At 36.3% G+C, this 17,535-nt stretch carries 17 protein-coding genes and 1 tRNA gene; 10 read left to right on the plus strand and 8 right to left on the minus strand.

From position 1 onward, the window contains the following. The first annotated feature begins 147 nt into the window (after positions 1 to 147). The 5 genes from OQ268_RS09730 to OQ268_RS09750 all read left to right on the plus strand — a co-directional run bounded on the left by OQ268_RS09730 (position 148) and on the right by OQ268_RS09750 (position 4,983). Positions 148 to 229 (plus strand) — tRNA-Leu (locus OQ268_RS09730). A gap of 134 nt (positions 230 to 363) precedes the next feature. After that, positions 364 to 1,713, plus strand: coding sequence for a trigger factor (gene tig, locus OQ268_RS09735; RefSeq protein WP_265855928.1), 1,350 nt, complete (start codon positions 364 to 366; stop codon positions 1,711 to 1,713). A gap of 388 nt (positions 1,714 to 2,101) precedes the next feature. Continuing rightward, complete coding sequence (clpP, locus tag OQ268_RS09740; RefSeq protein ID WP_265855929.1) at positions 2,102 to 2,809, plus strand: ATP-dependent Clp endopeptidase proteolytic subunit ClpP; 708 nt, start codon at positions 2,102 to 2,104, stop codon at positions 2,807 to 2,809. Continuing rightward, the gene (gene clpX / locus OQ268_RS09745; protein WP_265855930.1) at positions 2,793 to 4,031 is read left to right on the plus strand and encodes an ATP-dependent Clp protease ATP-binding subunit ClpX; all 1,239 of its coding nucleotides are present in this window, start codon (positions 2,793 to 2,795) and stop codon (positions 4,029 to 4,031) included. Before clpP ends, clpX begins: the two co-directional genes overlap by 17 nt. A gap of 88 nt (positions 4,032 to 4,119) precedes the next feature. After that, positions 4,120 to 4,983 (plus strand): AMP nucleosidase, encoded by an 864-nt coding sequence (locus OQ268_RS09750; protein ID WP_265855931.1) that lies wholly within the window; start codon positions 4,120 to 4,122, stop codon positions 4,981 to 4,983. Positions 4,984 to 5,150: 167 nt separating this feature from the next. Here OQ268_RS09750 and OQ268_RS09755 read toward each other — a convergent pair whose 3' ends face one another. Next, entirely contained in the window at positions 5,151 to 6,011 is an 861-nt protein-coding gene (locus OQ268_RS09755) for a sigma-70 family RNA polymerase sigma factor (protein ID WP_010601359.1), read from the minus strand. A gap of 377 nt (positions 6,012 to 6,388) precedes the next feature. Here OQ268_RS09755 and OQ268_RS09760 point away from each other — a divergent pair, with 377 nt between their 5' ends. From OQ268_RS09760 to OQ268_RS09775, 4 genes are all read left to right on the plus strand, one after another. Then, positions 6,389 to 7,021, plus strand: coding sequence for a DUF2975 domain-containing protein (locus tag OQ268_RS09760; RefSeq protein WP_265855933.1), 633 nt, complete (start codon positions 6,389 to 6,391; stop codon positions 7,019 to 7,021). A gap of 163 nt (positions 7,022 to 7,184) precedes the next feature. Beyond that, the gene (locus OQ268_RS09765; RefSeq protein ID WP_265855934.1) at positions 7,185 to 7,772 is read left to right on the plus strand and encodes a hypothetical protein; all 588 of its coding nucleotides are present in this window, start codon (positions 7,185 to 7,187) and stop codon (positions 7,770 to 7,772) included. A gap of 4 nt (positions 7,773 to 7,776) precedes the next feature. Further along, on the plus strand, positions 7,777 to 8,268 hold the full coding sequence (locus OQ268_RS09770; protein ID WP_265855935.1) for a DUF2975 domain-containing protein: 492 nt from the start codon (positions 7,777 to 7,779) through the stop codon (positions 8,266 to 8,268). Positions 8,269 to 8,274: 6 nt separating this feature from the next. Continuing rightward, on the plus strand, positions 8,275 to 8,484 hold the full coding sequence (locus OQ268_RS09775) for a helix-turn-helix domain-containing protein (RefSeq protein WP_265855936.1): 210 nt from the start codon (positions 8,275 to 8,277) through the stop codon (positions 8,482 to 8,484). 453 nt (positions 8,485 to 8,937) lie between these two features. Here OQ268_RS09775 and sucC read toward each other — a convergent pair whose 3' ends face one another. The 7 genes from sucC to OQ268_RS09805 form a co-directional block, all read right to left on the minus strand. Further along, positions 8,938 to 10,137, minus strand: coding sequence for an ADP-forming succinate--CoA ligase subunit beta (gene sucC / locus OQ268_RS09780; protein ID WP_265855937.1), 1,200 nt, complete (start codon positions 10,135 to 10,137; stop codon positions 8,938 to 8,940). A 272-nt stretch (positions 10,138 to 10,409) separates the two neighbouring features. Next, positions 10,410 to 10,715, minus strand: coding sequence for a hypothetical protein (locus tag OQ268_RS09785; protein ID WP_265855938.1), 306 nt, complete (start codon positions 10,713 to 10,715; stop codon positions 10,410 to 10,412). Between the two features lie 83 nt (positions 10,716 to 10,798). Then, on the minus strand, positions 10,799 to 13,627 hold the full coding sequence (locus OQ268_RS09790) for an MSEP-CTERM sorting domain-containing protein (protein ID WP_265855939.1): 2,829 nt from the start codon (positions 13,625 to 13,627) through the stop codon (positions 10,799 to 10,801). Between the two features lies 1 nt (position 13,628). After that, a complete protein-coding gene (xrtK, locus tag OQ268_RS17955; RefSeq protein ID WP_407673997.1) occupies positions 13,629 to 14,138 on the minus strand; it encodes an exosortase K in 510 nt (169 codons plus the stop codon). 4 nt (positions 14,139 to 14,142) lie between these two features. Further along, complete coding sequence (locus OQ268_RS09795) at positions 14,143 to 15,711, minus strand: DUF4153 domain-containing protein (protein ID WP_265855940.1); 1,569 nt, start codon at positions 15,709 to 15,711, stop codon at positions 14,143 to 14,145. 52 nt (positions 15,712 to 15,763) lie between these two features. Next, positions 15,764 to 16,060, minus strand: coding sequence for a winged helix-turn-helix domain-containing protein (locus OQ268_RS09800; RefSeq protein WP_265855941.1), 297 nt, complete (start codon positions 16,058 to 16,060; stop codon positions 15,764 to 15,766). 2 nt (positions 16,061 to 16,062) lie between these two features. After that, the gene (locus OQ268_RS09805; RefSeq protein WP_265855942.1) at positions 16,063 to 16,698 is read right to left on the minus strand and encodes a hypothetical protein; all 636 of its coding nucleotides are present in this window, start codon (positions 16,696 to 16,698) and stop codon (positions 16,063 to 16,065) included. A 176-nt stretch (positions 16,699 to 16,874) separates the two neighbouring features. Here OQ268_RS09805 and OQ268_RS09810 point away from each other — a divergent pair, with 176 nt between their 5' ends. Next, positions 16,875 to 17,528, plus strand: a complete 654-nt coding sequence (locus OQ268_RS09810) for an ABC transporter ATP-binding protein (protein ID WP_265855943.1) — start codon at positions 16,875 to 16,877, stop codon at positions 17,526 to 17,528. The last annotated feature ends 7 nt before the right edge of the window (positions 17,529 to 17,535 follow it).

Below are 17,535 nucleotides of genomic sequence, written 5' to 3' on the forward strand. Positions count from 1 at the left end.
TTTACAAGTTGAAATAAAGTGAAAATATTTCTCGTTCAAAATTAGATACTTAGCTTTTAAGGTGAAAAATAATAGATAAAAACTAGCAGATACCTTTTGATTATTCAATCTAGTTTCTATCTTTGCAGTCCTTAATACATCCTAACTGCGGAAGTGGCGTAATTGGTAGCCGCACCAGACTTAGGATCTGGCGCTTCACGGCGTGGGGGTTCGAGTCCCTTCTTCCGCACAAAAGATAAGGCCGTCCTGATGCAAATCGGGACGGTTTTGTTTTTAAAAACAGTGATTAATAAAAAGAGCTGTGTTGATCCAGACGCAAAACCTGTCTCCAATCACACATCTTGATACTCATATCTCAAAAAAATGAATATTACACAGGAAAAAACCGGCAACTTAAATGCTGTTGTAAAAATCAAGATCGCACCTGCAGATTATAGTGCAAAAGTAGAAAAGGCTATCAAAGACCAAGCTAAGAAAGCACAATTACCTGGTTTCCGTAAAGGAATGGTTCCTGCTGCACACATTAAAAAAATGTACGGCAAAAGTATTTTAGTTGAGGAAGTAAATAACTTGTTAAACGATACCTTGTCTAACTACATTGCAGAGCAGAAATTAGAAATTTTAGGTCAACCATTGCCTCAAATGGATAACGAACGCGAATTCAAATGGGATTACACCGACGAGTTTGAGTTTGATTATGAATTGGGATTAGCGCCAGCCTTTGATGTAAATATTTCTTCCAAAGACAAATACACAGAATATGTGGTTAAGGCTGATGAAGAAACGCTAGAAACGCGTATCAAAAATATTCGTCGTAGCTACGGTAAAATGACCAATCCTGAAGTTGCTGAAGAAGGCGACGTACTTTATGCAGATTTGGTACAACTTGCTGCAGATGGTACGGTATTCGAAGGAGGCATTACCAATAGCGCAACGCTGCGTTTAGATCTGGTAAAGGATAAAAAAATTCTGAAATCTTTAGTTGGCTTGAAAAAGGACGACGTGGTAACTGTCGATATCGTTAAAGCCTTTGATGATGTTGCAGCTGTTGCGAAAGCGCTTAATATTTCTGAAGAAGATGCCGCCGAATTAAAATCTGATTTTCAATTAACAGTTAAAAACGTTAACCGGTTAGAGGAGTCTGACCTTAACCAAGAGTTTTTTGATAAGTTATTTGGTGAAGGAACAGTTACAGATGAGGCCGGCTTCAGGGCAAAAATAACTGAAGAGGTTGAAGGCATGTTTAAACAAGATGCTGAGCGTCAGTTATCTAATGATATTTACGAAGATCTTTTAAAGAAACACACCTTCGAATTACCTGATGAATTTTTACGTCGCTGGTTAAAAGCAACAAACGAAAAATTGACTGATGAAGAATTGGCTGAAGGTTATGATGATTTCGCCAAGAACTTAAAATGGACTTTAATCGAGAATAAAATCATTAAAGACAATCAAATCGAAATCAAATACGAAGATGTGGTTCAAGCGGCGAAAGCAAAGTTAGATGCACAATTTAGAATGTATAGCCCAAGTCCGCTTCCAGAAGATCAGTTGGCACAATATGCCGTGCAGTTTCTTCAAGATAAAGAGAATGCTAACAGGGTTTTCGAAGAAGTAAAAGCATTAAAAACGTTCGAGCAAATTAAGTCCATCGTAACGTTAGATCAAAAAGACATTGCTTACGATAAGTTTACCGCTTTAGCACAAAAATAGTGTATTGGCAGTTAACGTTTCGTTAGTGGCTAAATCGAACATTGGCTGACCGATTGTCAGTCTATCATGAACAGAATTTATGCAGAGCAGCTCAATGGGCTGCTCTTAGCATATTCTATACTTTTATTGAAACTTTTGCGCATTCACCTCGTCAATATGCTCATTATCTTGATATTGCATTCAAATTCGTTTTAAAAAATGCAAATATTTTGGTAGTATTGAAAACGGGAAAATATATTTCTGACACAGCAGTGCTTCTTTATCAAAAAGAATTAGATAAATTGGCACGGAAATTAACCTACTTCAGAAATATTTATTAAAATTATAATCCGGTTTGGCTGTTCTTCTTCCAGCAAATAAAGTCAAACTTCAAACGCAAAAAAAGATTATGAATATAGATTCACAAGAATTTAGAAAATTCGCCGTTAAACATCAAGGTATTGGTGGTTTACATGTAGATAAATTTATTGCTCAAGCTAATTTAAGCCCGCAGAGCATGACACCATATATTATTGAGGAACGCCAGTTAAATGTTGCTCAAATGGATGTTTTCTCTAGGTTAATGATGGATCGTATTATCTTTTTAGGAGATGCCATTTACGATCAGAATGCAAATATCATCCAGGCACAGTTGCTGTTTTTACAATCTACTGATGCCGATCGTGATATTCAAATTTACATCAATTCGCCAGGCGGTTCGGTATATGCTGGTTTAGGCATTTACGATACCATGCAATATATACAGCCAGATGTAGCAACTATATGTACAGGTATGGCTGCTTCTATGGGCGCAGTATTATTAGTTGCAGGCGCTAAAGGTAAGCGTGCTGCGTTACCACACTCAAGGGTAATGATTCACCAACCATCTGGTGGCGCACAAGGTGTAGCTTCAGATATGGAGATCAACTTGAGAGAAATGTTGAAATTGAAAAAAGAATTATACGATATAATTTCAGAGCACTCTGGCCAGGCATACGATTGGGTAGAGAAAGCTTCAGATCGCGATTACTGGATGACTGCCGACGAGGCAAAAGGATTTGGTATGGTTGATGAAGTTTTGTCGAGAAACGCGAAAAAAGATGGCGAAACAAAATAAAGAATCCCGTTGTTCATTCTGCCATTCTGGCAAGCATGAAACTTTAATGCTAATTGAGGGCATGGATGCATTTATCTGCGATAAGTGTGTAACCCAGGCCAATCAGTTGCTTGCCCAGGAATTAGGTACTAAGAACACCAAGAATATCCAGGCTGCAATTTCATTGCTTAAGCCACTGGAAATTAAGCAGCATTTAGATCAATATGTTATTGGACAAGATGATGCAAAGAAAGTGCTTTCGGTGGCTGTTTACAATCACTACAAACGTCTTAATCAGAAAATTGATAAAGACGAGATCGAGATTGAAAAATCAAACATCATGTTGGTTGGAGAAACTGGTACAGGGAAAACGCTTTTGGCTAAAACCATTGCAAAAATTTTGCATGTACCTTTTTGTATTTGCGATGCCACAGTACTTACCGAGGCCGGTTATGTAGGCGAAGACGTAGAAAGTATCCTTACAAGATTGTTGCAGGCTGCAGACTATGATGTTGCCGCTGCCGAACGTGGTATAGTATATATCGATGAGGTGGATAAGGTTGCCCGCAAAAGTGATAACCCGTCTATCACCCGTGATGTATCTGGTGAAGGGGTACAACAGGCGCTTTTGAAAATTTTAGAAGGTACCGTAGTTAATGTTCCACCTCAGGGAGGGCGTAAACATCCAGATCAAAAAATGATTCCGGTAAATACCAATAATATTTTATTTATTTGTGGTGGTGCTTTTGATGGTATTGAACGAAAAATTGCCAACAGGTTACGTACACAAGCGGTAGGGTATAAGGTAAAGAAAGACGAAACTATTTTAGATCTAAAAAATCTTTACAAGTACATCACCCCACAAGATTTGAAATCATTTGGTTTAATTCCAGAATTAATTGGCCGTATACCGGTTCTTTCGCACTTAAATCCTTTAGATAAAGAATCGTTAAGAAACATTTTAACAGCGCCAAAGAATTCGTTGATAAAGCAATATGTTAAGCTCTTTGCTTATGAAGATGTGAATTTGGTTTTCGAAGATGAAGTTTTGGATTTTGTTGTTGATAAGGCGATGGAATACAAGCTTGGAGCCCGTGGTTTGCGATCCATTTGTGAGGCCATCATGCTCGATGCCATGTTTGATACGCCCACACAGACAGATGTAAAGGAGTTGCACATCACACTCGATTACGCGATTGAGAAATTTGAAAAAGCCGACTTTAAAAAGTTGCAAGCTGCATAAAATTCAAATCCCTCCCGAGTATCGGGAGGGATTTTTTTTAATACCGCATTTGTTAACAGTGGAATTAATCCACAATAAACTAAAGACTATGAATGAAGAAAAAGATGTAAAAAAAGATGAAACTAATCTAATTAATGCTAAGAAAGTTAAAGAAGTTGAAAGTCCGGTTAAATCTGGATTAAAGTCTAAAGATGAAATTGTGAAAAACTGGCTTCCGCGTTATACCGGCCGGCCGTTAGATCAATTTGGAGATTATATTCTACTTACCAACTTTAGCAAATATGTAAGCATGTTTTCGGAGTGGAATGATAATGCCCCAATTATGGGTTTAGATAAGCCGATGCAGAGCGTCACCGCAAACGGGATCACCATTATTAACTTTGGAATGGGAAGTCCGTTAGCAGCCACAATGATGGACTTGCTTACAGCGATTAAACCAAAAGCAGTATTGTTTCTTGGGAAATGCGGCGGTTTAAAAAAGAAGAATCAATTGGGCGATCTTATCCTGCCTATTGCTGCCATTAGAGGCGAGGGAACATCGAACGACTACTTGCCTGCGGAAGTTCCGGCGTTGCCAGCATTTGCCTTGCAAAAGGCTATTTCTACTACCATTCGCGATCATGGCAGAGATTATTGGACCGGAACCTGCTATACGACCAACAGAAGGGTTTGGGAACACGATAAAGAATTCAAAAAGTATTTGAAAACATTGCGAGCGATGGCGGTTGATATGGAAACAGCAACGATTTTCACTACTGCTTTTGCTAACAAAATTCCTGCTGGGGCATTACTATTGGTTTCAGATCAACCTATGATTCCAGAAGGCGTTAAAACAGCTGAAAGTGATAGTAGTGTTACTGAAAAATATGTAGAAACGCATTTGCGCATCGGTATCGATTCATTAAAGCAACTGATCAATAATGGATTAACCGTTAAACACCTGTTGTTTTAGGCCTATATCAGCGCAATTATAATAGGGTGCCATCTTAAATCGTTCAACATCTAAACTGGATTTCTGAAGATGCCGAAATCAATTCGGCTCGATGATTACAAGAAGGTAATCTTGAAACAAAAAAGACCGGCTAATGCCAGTCTTTTTTTATTTGTGTGAATATTATGCTAGCCTAAATACGATTTTAAAATCTTACTTCTCGAAGTGTGACGTAAACGTTGTAAAGCTTTATCTTTAATCTGACGAACACGCTCACGTGTTAAGTTAAACTTCTCGCCGATTTCTTCCAATGAAAGTGGGTGGTTAGAGCCTAAGCCAAAAAATAAAACAATAATTTCTCTTTCTCTTTCGGTTAAGGTAGATAAAGAACGTTTAATTTCTTCTGATAAAGACTCATTGATCAAAGAACTATCCGTGTTTGGCTCATGGTTTTCCAATACATCTAATAATGTATTTTCTTCACCTTGTACAAACGGCGCATCCATTGAGACGTGACGACCAGAGTTGCTTAATGTGTCAGAAATTTTATCAACGGTAGTTTCTAAAATGTCTGCCAGTTCTTCCGGAGACGGTTCACGCTCATATTCCTGCTCTAGTTTAGAGAAGGCTTTGCTGATTTTACTTAATGAACCAACCTGGTTTAAAGGTAAACGTACAATACGACTCTGTTCTGCAATTGCCTGCAAAATCGATTGACGAATCCACCAAACCGCATAAGAAATAAACTTAAAGCCTTTCGTTTCATCAAAACGCTTTGCAGCTTTAATCAGGCCCAGGTTGCCTTCATTAATTAAGTCGCCTAATGTTAAACCTTGATTTTGATATTGTTTTGCAACAGACACAACGAAACGCAAGTTAGTTTTAGTTAATCGCTCTAACGCAGCTTGGTCGCCTTCCCGAATCTTTCTTGCTAAAATTACTTCTTCTTCTGCTGTTATTAAATCTACTTTACCAATTTCGTGTAGGTATTTGTCTAACGACTGACTTTCACGGTTAGTAATGGATTGCGTTATCTTGAGTTGTCTCATTTATACGTTTTGTGTGCTCTTTAATTATTTGAAGTGTGCAAAGTTACGAAAATGTAAAGCAATCCGAAAGGATAAAATGCTGAAAATGTTGGTGTTTGCACAAGTTTTTTACAGTTTTACTTACAACAAAAATCATTCCAATAAAGTTTTTGGCACTATAACTACAGATTTCCCTGTTATAGGTGTTTATCATAAAATATTTATTGTAAAACAATATATTTATTTTGTTTTTTAATAAATATAAATTTATGTTTGTATGATAAATATTTAAATAAATATGACGATTAGGTTTTTAACATTGCTGATGATTGATAGAGAAAATAGGGGATAGATCATCATATTCTGCTCACATTAGGAAAAAATTAAACTAAAAATATATGAAAAGCATACGTTCTCTAACATTTAATAAATTTATGGTAGACTCGGCTTGGTACCTTGGGATATTAGTTTGCCTTATATGGGCCGTTCATAGTGTATTCCTTGCCATATCGGCTGGAAGACTTTCAGGAACAGGCTTATTGCCTTTGAATGTTAAAGTAGATGCCACACATCTAACCTTTAATTCGGTTCAGAAGGCATTTGAATTTCAATACGATGATAAGGCCTTTGCTAGTATAACATTGTCTAACTTTGATTTGAATCTGGCATTAAGCCCCTTTGTGATTACTTACTTTTTATTCATTGCATTAAGCTTGATATTTTCTTTCTACGAACTGAAGCAGCTTAGAAATCTGATTGGCGATGTGATTAACGGGGAGATTTTTACCCGGCAAAATATCAATCGGTTGAAGAGGATAGGAGTGATGGAATTGTTCAGTTTGCCAATTGCTGTGGCTTATCACTTCATCATGCCGGCTATTATGAGCCATACTTTTGCCCAAAACATTAGCTTCGTATTTAATACTCAGGAATTTTTATATACACTAATTCATGGACTGGAATATTTAATTTTTGCTGGAGTATTTGCCTACGGTCTAGTATTAAAACAAGAACATGATTTGACTTTTTGATGCTGAACAATAAAAAATTGGAAGGAATTGCCCGAGCATTTTGTTTTATGGCTTAAGAGCAATTGTTTCTTATATCACATTATTGAACGGCAGCAAACCCCATGTATGATCTGGAAAAGATCCAAAGACATTAATCAGAAACAATAAAATTTACCGATCCAAAATGAATACAGTATCTCAAATGATAAGGAATTCAGCTTACTCATTAATTATTGTTATTGTAATCTCATTATCCCTGCGACTAATTTTCTCAGTTATTGATTATAATAAGGGTTCAATAAATGTCACAGTTAAGAAAACGAGTGGGCCAACTGAAGAAGTTATTGATGGAATGCATTTTAAAACAATCGGAAGTGGAGAGATTCAGTTGAAACCTACATTTCTACAATCATTTATACTCAGCGGTCATATAAATAAAGATGGCGGTGCAACAATGGTGTTTTATTTACTTTCTAGTTTAGCCATCATTTGGTCGATGAAAGGAAAGGAGATTAAATTGGAAGGTATTACAAAGAAAAAGGTAGCGAAACTCTTTTATATTGGGTTGGCTTTGTTTATTCTACCCAAACTTTTATTTAATTTTCTTCTTGACCAATATGTAGCTCAACTCACGCATAATAAGTTTGATTATTATGATAACGCTACCTTTTTCGATGACGGTTTTTACCTTGCAATTATCATTTTTAATGTTGTTTATGGTATAATCGAATACGCTAAGAAACTCAAACAGGAAAATGATTTAACGATATAATATTATGAAAGTTAAAAACCAAATCAAATTGATTAAATCAGGCTACATTATTACGTTATCAGGCGTATGTTTGTTGTCGCTCAAGGATGCTATCCGTGGGTTTAACGATGGTTGGAGTAGCAATAGCAATCAGAGTTCTTTGGGCTTTTTACAAGGATCTTTGGTACTATTGATTACTATTTTAGGAATGGGTGTGGTTTCTAAATTATATCGTTTTATAGATTCGGTTGAAAAAGATGAAGTATTTAGCGAGGCTAATTTGAAGCTCCTTAAAAGAATGGGGTTATATTGTACGGTTATACCGTTCTTGCTGTTCTCTTTTAACACAACAGTTTATATGCAAAATTTTAAGGGAGAAAGTGGGTTATTACTTAGCATAATCGAAAATGTTGATTTCCAGATTTGGCTCTTAATATTTGGTTTAACACTATTTACAATAGCTTGTGTTTTTAAAATGGGAATAGCATTGAAGGCAGAGCAAGATTTAACGATATAATAAATTATGCCCATCATTATAAATTTAGATGTAATGCTTGCCCGGCGCAAAATGTCGCTCACCGAACTAAGCGAACGTGTAGGCATTACCATGTCAAACTTGTCTATCTTAAAAACGGGGAAAGCAAAAGCCGTTAGATTAGAAACCTTAGAATCCATCTGTAGGGTTCTGGATTGTCAGCCTGGCGATATCTTAGAGTTCCGGCAAGAAATTTAACAGAAGCGCAACTAACCTGAATCATTAAACCCGATAGCAGTGGAAATCCTTTTTGGATGCTGCTTAGAATAATAGCAGCGCAGCTTTTTCCCAATCAGCTGCGAAAATTGTAGCAGAACTGCTTCATCAAAAAGATTGAAACAGATAGCGGGACTTTCACAACCTAAGAATTACCGAACTTTGATTTTCAAACATTTCATCACCTTAGACATCTTAAACTAGTGCATCAGTTTAGTAATAGTAACAACCGTCGTTCCGAGGTGAAGCAATCCTAAATCGCTTGCAATATCATGAGTAAGATTACTTTCCCTAAAGTATGAATAGGCAGCGCTTCGCTATACCAATAGTCGAAAAAACAAAAACCTTCCAGTACGCACTGAAAGGTTTTTCTTTTTTATGAGATTAAGCTTTAAGTTCTGGGCTTTCCGCTTTAAACTTTCTGCTTTATGCCAATTACGCTTGTTCAGCCAAAACTTTAGTTACTAAATCAGCAGCTTCTTTAAGCGCTATCGCCGAGTATACTTTAAGTCCAGACTCATCAATTAATTTTTTAGCTTCAACGGCGTTTGTGCCTTGTAAACGACATATAATTGGCACAGGAATGTTTCCGATTTCCTGGTATGCATCGATAACACCTTGCGCAACGCGGTCGCAACGCACAATACCACCAAAAATATTAATTAAAATAGCTTTAACATTTGGGTCTTTTAAAATGATGTTGAAAGCCGCTTTTACAGTTTGTGCATTAGCAGTTCCACCCACATCTAAGAAGTTTGCAGGCTCGCCACCAGCTAACTTGATGATGTCCATAGTGGCCATCGCCAAACCAGCGCCGTTTACCATACAGCCTACGTTACCGTCAAGGTTAACAAAGTTTAGGTTGCTTGCGCTTGCTTCAACTTCCATTGGGTCTTCTTCCGTAACATCACGCATGGCTGCGTATTCTGCATGGCGGAATAAGCCGTTTTCATCTAAATTCACCTTAGCATCAACAGCAATTACTTTATCATCAGAAGTTTTTAGCACTGGGTTAATTTCAAACATCGAAGAGTCTGTAGCATCATAAGCTTTGTATAATGCGCTCACAAATTTAACCATCTCTTTAAAAGCATTACCACTAACACCTAAGTTAAAAGCGATTTTACGAGCCTGAAAACCCTGTAAACCTACCTTTGGATCAATTTCTTCTTTGAAAATTAAGTGTGGTGTGTGTTCTGCAACTTCTTCGATATCCATACCACCTTCGGTACTGTACATAATAATGTTGCGGCCTTTAGCACGATCTAGCAAAACTGAAATATAAAATTCTTTAGTTTCTGATGCGCCAGGGTAATAAACATCCTGTGCAACTAAAACCTTGCTCACTAATTTACCTTCTGGTCCGGTTTGAGGTGTAACCAATTGCATACCAATAATATCGGTAGCACGTTGTTTAACTTCATCAAGGTTTTTGGCCAATTTTACACCACCACCTTTACCGCGGCCACCCGCGTGGATTTGCGCTTTAATTACCACCCAATCAGAGTTGTAATCGGTTTTCATTTTCTTTGCAGCCTCAACAGCTTGCTCTGGCGTTTCGGCAACAATTCCTTCTTGAACTGCAACACCAAAACTTTTTAATATTTGTTTACCCTGGTATTCGTGAATATTCATTTGCTACAAAATTTGCCCAAAGCTACAATTCTAAAGGCTTTAAACAAATAGTAATTGCCGATTTTTTCTAGAAAATGAACGTTTAATGTTTATCGGTAAAAGCAGTCCCGCTAACGCTACAATCTTTTAAGCCAAAAAGTTAGCAAGCTGTTTATTGTTTTACGCACAGCCATTACCAACAATGAATTTGGGCTTAAAAGTATTTTCGCTTATATCGGGTTTAAGTACTGCAGTCGGTGGTTTATAGCAAATACCGTCTGGGTACTTAAGGTTTAGTTACCTGCCAGGGGAGAATCAAATACGCCAACGGCTAGCTCTGCCCAAATTAAAAACAGCGCCAATAGAATTATCATTAATAGAATCGTTCTCATTTTACCGGTTTTAACTTTATTTAGCACAAACACAATTGCAAAGCCACTAGAAAGTAGCAACAAGGCCGCAATAAAAAAATCGCTTAAAGTCCATTTTACCTCTGCGGTAAACTGCATGGCAACTAACGGAACTAATAAAATAAGTGTGATGATGGCAAGCATAATTTTTATGCTATTCCTTGGGAGATTTTTGGTTTGATTTTTCATCGTTTTTAAGGTTAAATATTCATTTAGTAAAAAGGCTATAGGGCGTCCTGGTAATCTCGCCGAGGGACTATGAAATAGCCTTATTATGATTGAAAATCAGCTTTAGCATCGGTTATCTTATTTCTTTTTTTGTATATGTAGATACAGAAAAGTGATACTACCAACACTAGTAGTAGATAGAAATTCGGTTCATCCATTCTTTGGGTATCCTCGTCAGGATCTAGGTCTTTGTTTCCCGACAATATTTCTTGCTGCTTTCTTTTCAAAGCTATCTTCTGAGCCTCATTTTCTACAACTAGGTAGGCTGTGTTTGGGCTTAGCACAATACTGGCAATACTTTGTTTTACCATCTGGAGATGGTCCTTTTGAGTGGGGGATCGATTTAGCGAGTGGTCTATCCACATGCCCTCTATTAAAAGAGCCTTGTCCCATTCAGAAACATGCTTCATTGTACTGTTCAGATTATACATTGCCTTGTCCAAACATATAGATGGTTCATTGTCATTTTTTAAGTAGAAAACTTTACCTGGTTTTGGCTCATAAAGGCGTACGCCATTGTTTTGAAAACTGCTTACAACTTCTAGCTTGTTTTGTGGCTGTGCCATGAGCGAGTGTTTCCATATTTTAAATGTTGAATCCAATTCGTAGAAATTACTACAATCTGGATAAGATAGTTTATACGCTGCATAATCATCTGGTAAAATGCTGCTTTCAAAATCATTAGTCACCGTGATTATTACTGGAAATGTACGCTCATGTCTACGATAATGTTTTATCAGTATTTTTTTAATTGCTCCTTCCAAGTAAAATCCCCCCTGACATTTTTTCGTTTGCAAAGCATTCTTCCAGTTTGGGTGGTAATCCATTTCTTCTGAAATGCTATTCACAAAATGTAATTTAACATCTTCTGGTTTTATTTGTCTGTTTTTTATAAAGGTTTGTACCCGGGTATAATAATTTTCTTTATATGTGGTTTGGCGGTTCGACAAGTCAATAATAAAGTGGTATTGGGGCAGTCTCTTAACGAGCTTTAATTTCTTTTTATCTTGAACCGGTATATAGTAAATCCCATTTAGTAGTTTCTTTTCAGGCCGATTTCCAGTACTTTTTGCGCCCACCTGGAATTTATATCCATCAATGTTTAAAATAATAGCCCCTTTGTGAATAACCTCTAGGCCAGTTTTCCTGTTTTCATTTGCAGCAAATGGGAAAACCTTTAGGGCTACGGTGTTTCCACTCAAGTAATATAGTATCCCAGGATCCTTGTTTTGGTTTTTAATGTTATTAAATACCCACATTGCAGCTTTTTTTTCTGAAAGAATTCCATATTCTCTTCTATTACCGATATTTAAGTAATAGTTGCTTATCCAACAACCCGTTGGAAGGGTGAATTTGGCTTCATAGGCTTCTAAAGCGTTGTTGCTTCGATTTTGTAGTTCTAGATTAACTAATGTTTTCCAGTGTCCATGTTGGTGTGAGTAAGTGCTTGAGGTAATAATCCGAGATATTTTAACTTTACGTGAAACTGCACTTTGATGGGCCTGGGTTATCCTATTTCCAAAGAAAATTGAAGATAGCTTTTCGATCTTGTTCGTCGATAATACCATATTATCTAGAACCAACCAATTATAATAGGGCGTTAAAAAGGGCTGGTTGTAACTGTTGGAACCGTCGCCTCGTTGTTTAGCCTTTTCTATCATCTTTAGCGTATTCGAAAGTGCCTCATTATTAAAATCATAAACTTTACTATAGTCAGGACTATACACATATTCTAGTGCGTTGTTAAGCGTGATTTTATCCCTAAAATAGGTAAGTGTGATGGATGTGGGAATGATTGCGAAACATAAGATACTTGTGGCAATCAACTTTCCGATATGATAGGTCTCTTTTAAATGATTAAATAATTTGTACAAGAGGTTTATATGTATAATAAATACACCAAGTGGAGCTAGCAAAAGAAATCCAAAACCAAAGGCGATAATGGCAACGACGGAAATAGGAATAAATGGAGCAAAAACTAAAAAGAAATATAAGCTATAAGGTAAGCCTGCCCAAAGTATAAGATATTTAGTTAACCTTAATTGTGCATTTTTAAATTCTGGGGTACAAATGGTCACACCATTTAAAATGACAATAATATAGAACCAAATACTACTAAAATCGCCGAATACTGCCGAGCCTATTTTATTGCTGAACCCGAAATAACCATTGTTTAGCCCTAACGCGATAATTGGGAGAATAATGCATAATAGGATTCTAAAATAAATTGAATATTTAGTTATACGATTGGAATTGCTCCAACTTAACATATAGATCCATCTACACAAAAAGAAAATAAATAAAATTGATAAAATGATAGCTGCAATAATGATAGTATGAAAACTGAAATTGCTGTCCGTTTTTTTCCAAAGCGGTAAAATTATCAGCACAAAGACATAGCTTAATAAAGGAACAGCCATCGCATAAAAAAAGCTAAGCCATGCTCTTTTTGATTTGCTTTTTTCTACAGAGTAGATTACTAAAATCATTAACGAATGAAATAGGGTAGGCATCAAGAAAGTTCCTGGATACATGAAGGTATCAACGGTGATCATCCATGCGGGTATTGAAGGCGGAATTAATGCCTCGGCAAAATAGCCATAGTAATATAAAAATGCAGCATAAATAAGTAGAGTGCATCCGGCATGGATAGCACCTATCTTCTTATACCTATATAAATTGTGTATTACGTAGATTGTTTGTAAACAAATCAAAGACAGCAAATAACAAAAAAAATGTATCCAATAAGTAGTATTTTCGGAAGGCAATAAGTTCTTTATCAATAAATATTGATTAAAAAAAAGAACAATGAGTATGACCGATGGTAAGATATTTATAAATAATATCCATTTCGGGTTTAGCAAGGTTTTCATATTACGCGGACTTGTTTAAAAGATGGTTTAAAGTCGTATATATCACGATCAGGGCGAATAAGTAAAAAAAAGTTCCTTCTATTTGATGTATTAAAGATTGAGGAATTGGACTCCCCACAAATAATTTCTTTAAAGAGATAGCAGATATAATTCTAGATGTATTCACACTAATAGTTATGAACCAACTGCTAAGAATTGCCGTTGAAAATATAATTGGCCATGATTTTTTTCTTTGAAAATGAGTGATACCTAGAAAGTATATACACAAGAAACACAACAGCAGAAAGTTAAACCCAGAGCAAGCTTTTTCTATAGTAATGTTTAGGTCTTGGTGATAATAGCCTACGTTATCAATATATGTTCCATCTGAATTGAGAAAAATTGATATCAAACAATCACTAGGTGCAAGTATAAAAAGTAACATTTTTGTAGTTAGAAAGGTATATCCCAACTTTGCAGCAAGAAAAATAATGATTCCAATTGCATAACTTAATTTTAAACTAGCGCTCATCTCACTATCTTTTAATTCCAAAATAGTTAGCGGTACGAGCGTCAGGCAAATTCCAAGACAACCAGCTTACTGTTGCATATCTTTCCTTGAAAAATTGGATGCGTTTATCTAATCGTGCTTGATAAGGGTTAGCAGAACTCTTTTTTGCTTGTATTTCGACTGCTTCATTCGAGTCGATAGGCCAAAGCCTATTTTTGTTTTCATCTAATATGGGTAAGGTTTTATCAGATAAGGAAAGCAAATAATCCATATCTACAGGCGTCGTTTCGCTGTGGTTTAGGTTATATCTGGTTATAAAAATGTCCCAATTAAATATGCTGAAGAAAATCAATAACCCAAACCAGATGTTCCCGTTAATTCTTAATAAATAAAAGACTGTTTTACGTTGAGCAACTTTAACATAAACGGTAACCAAACCAACTATGCAAAGCAATGCGAATATGCCCACACCAATGCGTTTATAAGTCAACCCATAAACGGTTACATAGTGAGCATCTCTAATCAATACCGAAATAATCAAAATTAAATTTTGGATCATCCACACGATTGCCAATATTTTCATCGGCTGGCTTTTGGTATAAAAGTTTAAATTACCACGGAAGAAATAAATGATGATAGCCATGGCTAAAACGATGCTAAATATCAAAGCATTTGTTCCATCATGGAGTTCTGCAGCGTAGTTAGCTGTTGTATAAATGTCGTCGCCAAACCAAAGCGACAAAATGTCTATTCCATTCAAAACGAAAATCAATAGGTTCAGGCTTGAAAACGAAATCAATCCAATAATATATTCCGTTTTTAGTGCTAATTTTTTGCTCGTAATCTGGCCGGCAAAAATCCTTACCAATTCGCCCCAAAGCGCCATAATTTTACTTTTAGCTTTTTTCCTTTCCAGTTCGTCTTGCTGTGTCAATTCAATTTTTTCTACAATGTGGTTGTAAAAAGTAATAATTAAGCCACCTGATAGCGCAGTGCCAAAACAGATGTGTATAAAGCGTTCAAAGCTTAAATCCTGAAAGATAAAATTAAAGAGACTTGTTAATGCAGTCTGCATACCGGACAGTATTGCATCTAGGTAACTACCAAAAATGGCATTTGCACCGCTGTAAATTGCTGTGAAAACAAACAAAATAATTATAGGTATAGCAATATATCTAATAATTCTGAATATCGGTCGCAGACTAAAGTTGCCAATACGAAATGCAGATAAGCAGATTACTAAACTCACTGGCACACCAACAATCTGCAATAGCGTAGCTAAAAATGCCATCCACACTGTTCTAATTTGCTGGTAATGAGAAAAACCAATAAAAAGGCCAAAACTTATGTAATAGCCAGCTAGCGATAGATTGGAATTGTTAATGATAACCAGCAGTGCAGCCAGCAGGTGCAATGTTGCATAAACTATAAATTTTCTATGTTTCGCAATGTCACGATTTACCGAGGTAATTATAAGCACGAATACACTGTAAATAAATAAGTTAAGTCCTAACTTTTCAGACCAGAATAAAAGGTTAAAAAGGATGCCTCCAACAATGGTTGAGAGCAATAAAAAATTAGATTTTGTTTTCATTTTTATTTTTTAAAAAGTACTTTGTATTTCAAAGTGTTTGGTTAAAAAAAAATTATAATTTCTTGATCATTTTTTCAAGCGCATCTAAATGAGCTTTAAAAGCTTGCTTGCCGATTTCTGTGATGGCATAGGTGGTATTGGTTTTGCGTCCGATGAACCCTTTATGAACCTTAATAAATGAAGCTTGTTCTAAAGTATTTAAGTGCGATGCCAGGTTTCCATCTGTTAGCTCTAGCATTTGTTTTAAGTCGTTAAAGCCTATCTCATTATTTACAACAAGCACAGACATTACCCCAAGCCTAATGCGACTATCGAAAATCTTATTTAAATCTGCTATCGGGTTTTTCATTTCTATTGGCCTCTTTCGTATTTAAAATACATGAGTAATCCGTATATAATGTGTAGCACGCCAAAACCGAAAGCCCAAAACATAAGGCCATAGCCGATAAAAAACATACACGCTAAGCCGAGTATTACTTCCAGGTAGCCTAAGTATTTAATATCGCTAAAGGTATATTTGCTGGCATTAATGAGGGCCAAACCATAAAAAATTAAACAACTTGGCGCAATAATGCTTACGGTATTTGGATGATTTAGCAATAAAGCGATAATGAATAATCCCCCGGCGAATAGGGGCGTCATTAAATTAATCAGCAACGATTTAGAAGTTTTATCCCAAATGGGCAAGTTGTTTCTTTGGCTTTTACGGTAGGTAAAGAGTACACCCCCAGCAAGCGCTACAACCAAAATAATCAAGCCAAGCTTTATTAAGTTAAATTCCAAGTCCATTTCTCCCTCAACTCCATAACTATAGCCTCTTTTTGCAAAAAACTTTTCAATTTCCTGGTTTGCAAAAAAAGCACCTATCAATGCTATCCCGCCGGCAAATACGCCAGATAAGCCACTTAATGAAATAAACCGCGATGATCTATCCATCATCTGCCTAATGTCTTTCAATGCATTTAGTTGTTCTTCAGAAGTATTCATTTTTGAAAGTGCTTTGTTTTTCAAAGTTACTTATGTTAATGACATTTCCAATTTTTTTATTTAATTTTTTTTATTCTGTCTTTCTGGCTTTATTTGGAACCGACAAATTTAAATGTTTGCATACCTGCCTTCAGGTTTACCCTTTGTGCTTCCCGCTTTTTTGCTAAATTTGAAGCATGCTAAAAGCCACTGGAATAAGAAAAGCGTACGGAAATTTACAAATTTTAAAAGGAGTAAATTTTGAGGTACAAAAAGGGGAGATTGTGAGTATTATTGGGCCATCTGGTGCTGGAAAAAGTACGCTTTTACATATTTTAGGTACCTTAGACAAACCAGATGCTGGCGAAGTTGAGCTAAAAGGCACCATCATCAATAAACTTAGTGGAGAATTGCTAAGTACCTTCCGCAATCAAAACATAGGCTTCGTATTCCAGTTTCACCATTTATTACCTGAATTTAGTGCGATCGAAAACATTTGCATCCCAGCATTTATTGCAAAGACGCCAAAGAAGCAGGCCGAAGTCCGGGCTTTAGAGCTACTAGATTTATTTGGATTAAAAGATAGGGCTCAGCACAAACCCAATCAACTATCTGGTGGTGAACAGCAACGCGTAGCCATTGCCCGGGCATTAATCAACAATCCATCAATCATTCTTGCTGATGAGCCTTCTGGTAATCTCGATTCCGAAAATGCATCGGCATTGCACCAACTCTTTGTAAGCCTTAGAGATAATTTTAATCAAACATTTGTGATCGTAACGCACAACGAACATCTTGCTAAAACGAGCGATCGCGTTGTTACGATGAAAGACGGATTGATTGTGGTTTAACTATCGG

It is taken from the genome of Pedobacter sandarakinus, assembly GCF_026240095.1.
Lineage (GTDB): Bacteria > Bacteroidota > Bacteroidia > Sphingobacteriales > Sphingobacteriaceae > Pedobacter > Pedobacter sandarakinus.